This window comes from Youngiibacter multivorans, from assembly GCF_017873395.1.
Classification (GTDB): Bacteria; Bacillota; Clostridia; order Clostridiales; family Clostridiaceae; genus Youngiibacter; species Youngiibacter multivorans.
The window spans coordinates 136,555-144,122 of record NZ_JAGGKC010000005.1 but is presented as its reverse complement, the minus strand read 5'-3'; the positions used below and the strand labels follow the sequence as shown (position 1 = coordinate 144,122).

The 7,568-nt window shown below is 46.3% G+C and carries 8 protein-coding genes; all 8 read left to right on the top strand.

Annotated features, from left to right (window positions below; genetic code table 11):
* The first annotated feature begins 370 nt into the window (after positions 1 to 370).
* The gene (locus tag J2Z34_RS04615) at positions 371 to 1,099 is read left to right on the top strand and encodes a zinc dependent phospholipase C family protein (protein WP_209458689.1); all 729 of its coding nucleotides are present in this window, start codon (positions 371 to 373) and stop codon (positions 1,097 to 1,099) included.
* Positions 1,089 to 2,795 carry a B12-binding domain-containing radical SAM protein gene (locus J2Z34_RS04610; protein WP_209458688.1) on the top strand — a complete coding sequence of 569 codons (1,707 nt, stop codon included), beginning with the start codon at positions 1,089 to 1,091 and terminating at the stop codon, positions 2,793 to 2,795. Before J2Z34_RS04615 ends, J2Z34_RS04610 begins: the two co-directional genes overlap by 11 nt.
* Positions 2,796 to 2,892: 97 nt before the next feature.
* Positions 2,893 to 3,219: an ATPase gene (locus J2Z34_RS04605; RefSeq protein WP_209458687.1), complete on the top strand. Its 327-nt coding sequence runs from the start codon at positions 2,893 to 2,895 to the stop codon at positions 3,217 to 3,219.
* Positions 3,206 to 5,149, top strand: coding sequence for a V-type ATP synthase subunit I (locus tag J2Z34_RS04600; RefSeq protein WP_209458686.1), 1,944 nt, complete (start codon positions 3,206 to 3,208; stop codon positions 5,147 to 5,149). The genes J2Z34_RS04605 and J2Z34_RS04600 overlap by 14 nt, the downstream gene beginning before the upstream one ends.
* A 16-nt stretch (positions 5,150 to 5,165) precedes the next feature.
* Positions 5,166 to 5,645 (top strand): V-type ATP synthase subunit K, encoded by a 480-nt coding sequence (locus J2Z34_RS04595; protein ID WP_209458685.1) that lies wholly within the window; start codon positions 5,166 to 5,168, stop codon positions 5,643 to 5,645.
* Positions 5,646 to 5,691: 46 nt separating this feature from the next.
* Complete coding sequence (locus J2Z34_RS04590) at positions 5,692 to 6,249, top strand: V-type ATP synthase subunit E (protein WP_209458684.1); 558 nt, start codon at positions 5,692 to 5,694, stop codon at positions 6,247 to 6,249.
* A gap of 9 nt (positions 6,250 to 6,258) precedes the next feature.
* Positions 6,259 to 7,260, top strand: coding sequence for a V-type ATP synthase subunit C (locus J2Z34_RS04585; RefSeq protein WP_209458683.1), 1,002 nt, complete (start codon positions 6,259 to 6,261; stop codon positions 7,258 to 7,260).
* Positions 7,253 to 7,561, top strand: a complete 309-nt coding sequence (locus J2Z34_RS04580; protein ID WP_209458682.1) for a V-type ATP synthase subunit F — start codon at positions 7,253 to 7,255, stop codon at positions 7,559 to 7,561. Before J2Z34_RS04585 ends, J2Z34_RS04580 begins: the two co-directional genes overlap by 8 nt.
* The last annotated feature ends 7 nt before the right edge of the window (positions 7,562 to 7,568 follow it).

The window sequence follows — 7,568 nt, the reverse complement described above, 5'->3', positions numbered from 1 at the left end:
TTTGTGCCTTTCTTGTCCTGGATCAGCACACTTTCATTGTATTGCTATGGGTCTCCTTTTTCAAAGTTCAGGTTTTTTCATTACAGGAATGCTCCTTGATGGTATTAGTTTCATTGTACCACCAAGTGGAGAATGTGCTCACAAGGGGCTTTGGCGAGATCGATTTTTCGCAATATGGCATGCTTAAGAGCCATAACTTATCGAATAGAGAATATATATTTTAATAAATTGATGATTTTGAAATTGTAAACGGTATTATTATTGATTGTTCAATAAATGAGCGCATATACGGTGAATTGACGCAAGATTTGCAAAAAAAACTCCGCAAAGGAGTATAATGTAATCATTAACATCAAGGAGCTGATCCCAGATGGAGGGTGCGATAGACAAGAAGCCCAAGGGCGCTGTCGAATACACATATGGAAAGGTCCTCACCGGCGTCATGGTAGCGGCCAATCCACTGAAGAAAATGGCTTTCAAGACCCCGTGCATGGTGCACAGGTTCATTAACATACAGGCTGTCCAGATACTCGAGAATGAAGGGCACATTGATGCGGCCCATTTCTATAAGGCATTCATAAAGCCCCTTAACGAAGGGGCTACTTGGGCTGACCAGGATTTCAAGTCGATAAACCACTTCTATCATAACAAGATGCAAAAGGGGTTGTACGGGTTTTCGGATGCGCTCAGCGAGGCAAAGAAATACAGGGACAAGAGTCTTTTCTATTTGAGCAGGAGCAACACCCATAAGTCGGTGTTCTACCTGGGGGCGGTGTGTCACCTTTCCCAGGACATGACGGTACCTCAGCATGTCAACAACAAGCTGCTCGACAGCCACAAGTCCTATGAGACCTGGATAAAGAACAAGATATTCGAGGAGATAGATTATTCCGTAACTGACGGGGTAAAACGATTCAGTGACTTCGATGAATACATCAGGGAAAATGCGAAGTCAGCGAATATGGCGGTAGAGGAGTTCAGAAGGGAAGAAGACAGGGACAGGCTCTATTATGAACTGTCCACAAGGCTGCTTGCCGAGGCGCAGAGGACAACCGCAGGTCTGCTCCTTGACTTCTACGAGCTGTACTATGCGAAATAGGCCGAAGGTTGTCCTTGTATCCATAGACTCCAGATTCATTCATACCAACATAGCGCTGAGGTACATGAAGGAATTCACGAAGGACTTGAATTATGATTGCATGATAAGGGAATATACCATACAAAGCCCCCTTATGGACATGCTTGACGACATACTGGACGACGAGCCTCAAATTGTGGGCTTATCCACATATATATGGAATGTGGATACTGTAGAAAGGCTCTCCCGACTTCTAAGGATTGGGAGGCCGGATATCAGGCTTCTTTTCGGAGGACCCGAGGTGAGCTGGAATGCTGAGGAAAGCCTTCTGAGACTTTCCGGGGACTATATCATAACAGGTGAAGGTGAGGAGACTTACCGTGAGCTGATTGAAAAATGCATATTGAACATGGAGGCCACTGGTTTCTTCAGCCTCGAAGACAATGATGTAATCAGAGGTCTTGCAGCCATGCGTAATGGAATTCCTGTAAGGTTTCCAGCAAGAAGCAAAATGGACCTTTCCAGGCTTCCATTCCCATATTCTATGGATGAAGACCTTAAAGACAGGATCGCCTGCATCGAGGCATCCAGAGGATGCCCCTACAGCTGCTCCTACTGCCTGTCGTCTGCTGAAAAGGACCTGAGGTTCAGGTCAGCTGATGATGTGATGTCAGATGTTGAGAAGCTCCTGGGCCTTGGGGCAAAGCTTGTGAAGTTCATGGACAGGACCTTTAATGCGCATCCTGATGCGGCAGAGATATTCAGGAGGATAATAGGCCTAAAAACCAATGCGGTCTTCCATTTCGAGATGTCACCGTCAATGGTTGATGACCTGCAGATGGGGGTGCTGAAGGATTCTCCTCCCGGAAGGATGCAGTTTGAAACCGGTGTGCAGAGTACAGATGAAAATGTGCTGAGGATGATAAGTAGATTTTCATCAGGGTCAAAGGAAGGTCTTAAGAAAATCCTTTCCCTTGGAAATATCCACCATCATCTTGACCTGATTGCAGGACTCCCCATGGATGACATGGAATCCTTCAACAGAAGCTTCAATGAGATATATTCCTTAGGTCCGGATGTTCTGCAGCTGGGATTCCTGAAGATAATAAAGGGAACCCCCATGGAGAGGGAAACGAAAAGGTGGAATATCATTTACAGCCCCTTCCCACCTTATCAGGTCATAAGCACCGGAACAATGGGCAGAACTGATATGGAGCGGCTGAAGTCCGCTGAGAAGTCTCTTGAAAAATATCATAATACGGGCAAATTCGAAAATTCTTTGAAATATGCCATAGGCTTCCATGAGAATCCGCTTCTCTTCTTTGAAGGTCTGGGCAAAGCGCTTGACAGCGAAGGGTACAGGGTCCGTTCACCATCATCTGATGACTACTACAGGATATTCCTCATGTATTCGATCAGGGAGCTGGAGAGAAAAGACGGATTCGAGCCTGGGCTCATGAGGGACCTTGTAAAGTATGACTTTCTCCTCTGGAACAGAAGGCAGGGCATTCCTGATTTTCTGGAAAGGATTGATAAAGATACAAATGAAGTCAGGAGAAGGCTTAAAAGGGAAGGAGGAATAGAGGGACACGTAGAATGGTTTGAAAATGATGTTGTTTCGCACTTGTCAAAAAACGAAAGAAATCAGGGTCCTGTTGCCATATTGTTCGAGAAGGGTCGAACGTACGGTAAAATTATCACATTGTTACAACAATAACAATTGAAAATCGGACGGACATGGTATAAGATAATGTCTATGCGGTAATTTAAATCATATTAAGTGGTACTTATTCTTTTATAAAGGTGGTGAGAAAGTGGCGAAAGAAGCGATCGAAGCTGTAAAAGCAGCAGAAGAAAGAGCGAAGGACATACTGCTCGAAGCTGGACAGAAGGCTAGAGATTCAAAACGAGAAGCTGAAATTTCGGCAGAGAGGTCATATAGAGAAATCCTCGAAAAGGCTGAAAAGCAAGCTGAAGAATTGAAGGCCTCTGCTGTCAGAGAGGGGGAGGCAATTGCAAAGCCGGCTATTGAAAAAGGCCTGCAGGCTGCAAAAGATATCGCATCGCTCGGCGATGACAAGCTAAAGGATGCGGTGAACATCATTATCGAGAGGATCGTGAAGACAAATGGCGATAGTTAAAATGAGCTCCTTCAGCTTGTTTGCCTTCGATTCTGAAAGGGACGACCTCCTACATGAACTGCAGAAGTTCGGATATGTGCACTTTTCTGACCTGGCCAATGATGAGGTTCTTAAGGGAGAGGGATTGCGTGACGTAATCGTTCCCGAGGGAATAACTGAAGTGGACCAGGACATCGCTAACATAAAGTACGCACTCGAGATACTGTCGAAGAATGACTCGAGGGAGACCGGATTAAAGGCGATGATCAAAGGCAAGACGAACTTCACACTTGAAGGACTTGAAGAAACAGCAGGTGCATATGATTACAAGCCTGTTTACGAAAGTCTGAAGGACAGGATGGGAAAGGTCGAGAGCCTGAACCAGGAGGAGATGAGGCTGAACGCTGCATCCGACGAACTGAAGCCCTGGGTGACACTCGGGTATCCGGTAAGTTCGATGAAAGGCTTTAGCCAGAGTGAAGTTTTCACAGGAACAGTCCCGAAGAAACTGAAGGATAAGCTGATGAATGAACTTTTGCCTTTCGACTACACCTATTATGAGGTGATAAGCGAAGGCAAGGACGAATCCTATCTTCTTGCAATCTCATCAAAGGAAGAGAAGGATGCAGTCAATGAGGTACTCAGGAACAACAGCTTCTCAAGCATCAAGATATCTGGTGAAGAGGAGCCCGACAAGGAAATGCACAAGATAGCCGAGAGGCTCAGTGCCCTGAAGTCGGAAAGGGATGCCATAAAGGCTGAGATAAAGGAAATGGCAGTTCATCTGCCTGACCTTGAAGTATACTACGAGTACCTGATGAACAAGAAGGTAAGGCTCCATGCTTCGGAAAATTTCCTAAGGACAGACAGCGTTAATGTGATCAGAGGCTATATCCCTACGGAAATGGCCGGTGACTTCAGGAAGGCCGTGGAGGCGTCCCAGAAGAACGCCTACTATCTGGATGTCAAGGAAGCTACCGATGAAGGTGACATACCAATACTTCTTAAGAACAACAAGCTTAACCAGACATTTGAGTCGCTTACAGCGATGTATGCGCTGCCGCAGTACAATGAAATTGACCCGACACCTCTTCTTGCACCGTTCTACCTGTTCTTCTTTGGAATGATGGTGGCGGATGTGGGCTATGGTTTGATATTGCTTGTAGGAACAGCAGTAATCCTAAAGATTGCGAACCTATCGGAAAGTACCGAGAAGTTCATAAGGTTCTTCTTCTATCTGAGCATACCAACCATATTCTGGGGTGCCATCTACGGATCCTTCTTCGGAGGGATAATAAAGATACCAGGACTCATTGATCCTGCCAAGGATTACATGATGATACTGATAATGTCAATCATATTCGGTCTTGTCCATGTATTCTTTGCCCTTGGTGTAAAGGCTTTCCTTTATGTCAGGGCTGGAGACCCGATCGGGGCCCTGTTCGATGCAGGCTTCTGGTATATGGCCCTTATCGGAGCCATAGGCTTCCTGCTTCCAATGTTCCTTGACCTTCCACCCGCAGTCAAGACCATCTCAATGGTTGTCATGATTATCGGAATGGGCGGAATAGTTGTTACAGGTGGAAGATCAGCTAACACAGTGGTCGGCAAAGCCGCAGGCGGACTTTACAGCCTTTACGGAATATCAAGCTATGTAGGGGATTTCGTATCCTATTCAAGGCTAATGGCGCTCGGACTTTCAGGAGGCTTCATAGCATCAGCGATAAACATGATGATAGGGATGCTTTCAGGAATGGGAATAATTGGCATACTCTTCGGAGTTGTGCTGTTCGTGGGCGGACAGGCATTCAACATATTCCTGAGCCTTCTTGGCGCATACGTCCATACATCAAGGCTTACCTATGTTGAATTCTTCGGAAAATTCTACTCAGGTGGCGGAAAGCCCTTCAATTTATTTCAAAATGCTTCAAAATACATCAATTTAAAGTAGTTAGGAGGAAATGTAAATGACTTTTTCACAGTTCTTGATTGATAATGGTGGCGTTGTTTTTGCAATACTCGGTATAGCCTGCGCGGTAATATTCTCAGGTTTCGGTTCAGCTAAAGGTGTTGGCCTTGTTGGTGAGGCAGCTACAGGACTTATAGTAGAAGAGCCTCAGAAGTTCGGTAAATCCCTTGTACTTCAGCTTCTTCCAGGTACCCAGGGCCTCTATGGATTCGTTATAGGACTTATGGCGCTCGGACAGCTTGATGCAGGCCTTACTCTTCAGCAGGGAATGTACATATTCATGGCATGCCTTCCTGTAGGACTTGTAGGCTGGATATCAGCTATTGCACAGGGTAGAACAGCGGCTGCAGGACTTGCAATACTTGCAAAGAATGAAGAACACTCCACAAAGGGTATAATATACGCCGTAATGGTTGAGACATATGCACTTCTTTCATTCGTCATATCCCTAATACTTCTCAACGCGGTGACTTTCTAGGCTTAGCCTGAAAGCTGCAGAGAAAATATAGGAAGGATGTGAGGGAATGTCAAATCTGGATAATCTGACCGAGAAGATCCTCGCGGACGCCAGGGAAAAAGCCCAGGCCATCCTCGATGATTCAGTCAAGGTCAAGGAAGATCTTGTTGATTCGAAGATCAAGGAAGCGAACGACAGGAAGAACAGGATCATAGAAAAGGCAGCCTTCGAAGCCAACCTCTTGAAAGAAAGGGTAATCTCCAACGGAGAGCTCAAAGTAAGGAACGAGAGCCTGAAGGCAAAGCAGGGAATAATCGACAGGGTCTTTGACCTTGCGAAGAAAAGCCTGGTGGAGCTCGGAGATGAAGACTATGTCAGGTATCTGAAGGATACTTTGGCAGGTCTCAGCCTCAAGGGTACTGAGACTCTCATCGTGACCAGCAGCATGAAGGAAAAGGTTAAGGCTCTGAACCTGGGATTCAAGGTCTCTGACGAAGAGAACTCGGCCTCAGGATTCCTTGTCAAGGACAAGGGAGTACTTCTTAACTACACCTTCTCTGATCTGGTTGACTTTCTCAGGGACGAGCTCGAAGCAGATGTAGCCTCCGCTCTTTTCAAGGAATAGGAGGTACTTATGAACAGAATGGATTTCGCCCAGGCTGTTACCAGGACCAGAGTCCTGGAGACCAGACTCCTTACCAAGGCAAGGATAGAGAGGATGGTCGATGCAAGGGATATAGACGAGGCTCTGAAGATACTGGCTGAAACTGAATACCAGTCCTCCATGGCCGGTGTCACAAGGGGCGAGGATTACGAGAGGATTCTCTCGCAGGAGCTCAAAAGGGTATATAAGCTCGTTGGTGAGATGACAACCGAGAAGTCGGTAGTAGAGATACTTTCACTTAAGTATGACTACCATAACCTCAAGGTTCTCGTCAAGGAGACAGCCATGAAGGCTGATTTCAAGGAAATGTACGTTAATCTTGGAGGCAGGGACATCCAGAAGATCAAGGCAGCCTATGCGGCTGGAGACCTTAGGGATGTGGAGCCGAGGCTTAGGGATGCCCTCATTGAGGCATCAAAGGACATGGAAGCTACAGGAGACCCTCAGAGGACAGACATGATACTGGACAGGCATTATTTTGCACACCTGTCTGCAGTCGCAGACGAGTCGGGAATACCGCTTTTCACAGATTATGTCAGGACGATCATAGACTTTACAAACGTAAAGACGCTTGTGAGGGTAAAGAAGCTTGAAAAGGACATTAAGTTCCTTGAGGAAGCTATAATCGAGGGTGGCACCATTCCACGCGGGGACATACTTCTTTCCCTTTCCGACTCATTGGAGACCATGATGTCAAAATTCAAGGGCTACAAGATAAGCGACGAGCTTAGGAAGGGACTGGAGTCCTATCAGAAGACCATGAGGCTTTCAGAATTCGAAAGGATCCTGGACAACTACCTCATGAAGCTGAATCTGCAGTCCAAGTCCATAGTCTTCGGACCGGAGCCGGTATTCTCCTACCTCGCCGCCAAAGAGGCCGAGATGAAGGCACTGAGGATCATAATGGTGTCGAAGCTTAACAAGATCTCACCTGAATCAATCAGGGAAAGGCTGCGTGAGCTTTATGTATAAGATAGGAGTTGTGGGCGACAAGGATTCCATACTTGCCTTCAAGGCGCTTGGAATCGATGTATTTCCCGTTTTGGACAAGGACGAGGCAAGAAAGGCAGTTGATACCCTGGCAGCAAGGAAGTACGGTATCATCTTCATCACTGAGCAGATGGCTGAGCTGATCCCAGAGACCGTTGAAAGATACAACAAGGAGATAGTTCCTGCGGTTATACTCATACCGAGCAACCAGGGATCCCTTTCCATAGGCCTCAGAAGGATCAACGCAAATGTTGAAAAAGCCGTTGGTTCAAATATTTTGTAGAAGGGGA